The 745-nt window shown below is 42.4% G+C and carries 1 pseudogene; it reads right to left on the minus strand.

Annotation, left to right across the window (positions count from 1 at the left end):
• Positions 1–149: 149 nt before the first annotated feature.
• A pseudogene (locus tag BGK49_RS16495) lies at positions 150–665 on the minus strand (porin); the annotation flags it as partial.
• Positions 666–745: the final 80 nt, after the last annotated feature.

Consider the following 745-nt stretch of genomic DNA (forward strand, 5'->3'; position numbering starts at 1 on the left):
TAGCGGAGCAGGAAGGACATCTGATGGAAATGGAAGCCACGCAAGCACCTTAAAATCACCATCATACACTAAATCAGTAAGTTGGCAGCATTACCCGAACTCAGGCTAGTGTTATGTTTTACAGTAACACGCCGCGGCGCGTTGGCTGATTAGAACTGGTAGACGATACCAACTGCAAACTGGTCATCAGTTGCGGCATCGGTAATCGCTGCATCGTCTTTATCCAGCAGGTTAAATTTGTATGCTGTGTAGACGTTCATGTTCTTATTGAAGTAGTACCAGGTACCAACTTCGATATAATTTACGCGGTCAGCATCAACACCTTTATGTCCATCACGAGCATAAAGATCTTTGCCTTTGGAATATACGTAGCCTAAAGACGGACGTAAACCGAAGTCGAACTGATACTGTACAACAGCTTCAAAGTTTTGGGTTTTATTTGCAAAATGATCATTAGCCAAAACGGTCATGTTGCGGGTTTCACCGTACATCATTGCTGCATAGATATTATTTGCATCATACTTGGCTGCTAATGACCACACTTCAGCGTTATCACCGTAGCCGTCACCAGCTTGTTCATTAGTACGATCAGATTTGCTATATGCACCTACAAAACCAAAACCTTCGATGTTGTAGTCTACAGACAACGTAGACTGGCCCCCTGAATCTCCAGACAACCAGTATCACTTAAATAAGTGATAGTCTTAATACTAGTTTTTAGACTAGTCATTGGAGTACAGATGAT

Origin of the sequence: Shigella sp. FC1544, from assembly GCF_001722145.1 — a bacterium.
Classification (GTDB): Bacteria; Pseudomonadota; Gammaproteobacteria; order Enterobacterales; family Enterobacteriaceae; genus Escherichia; species Escherichia coli.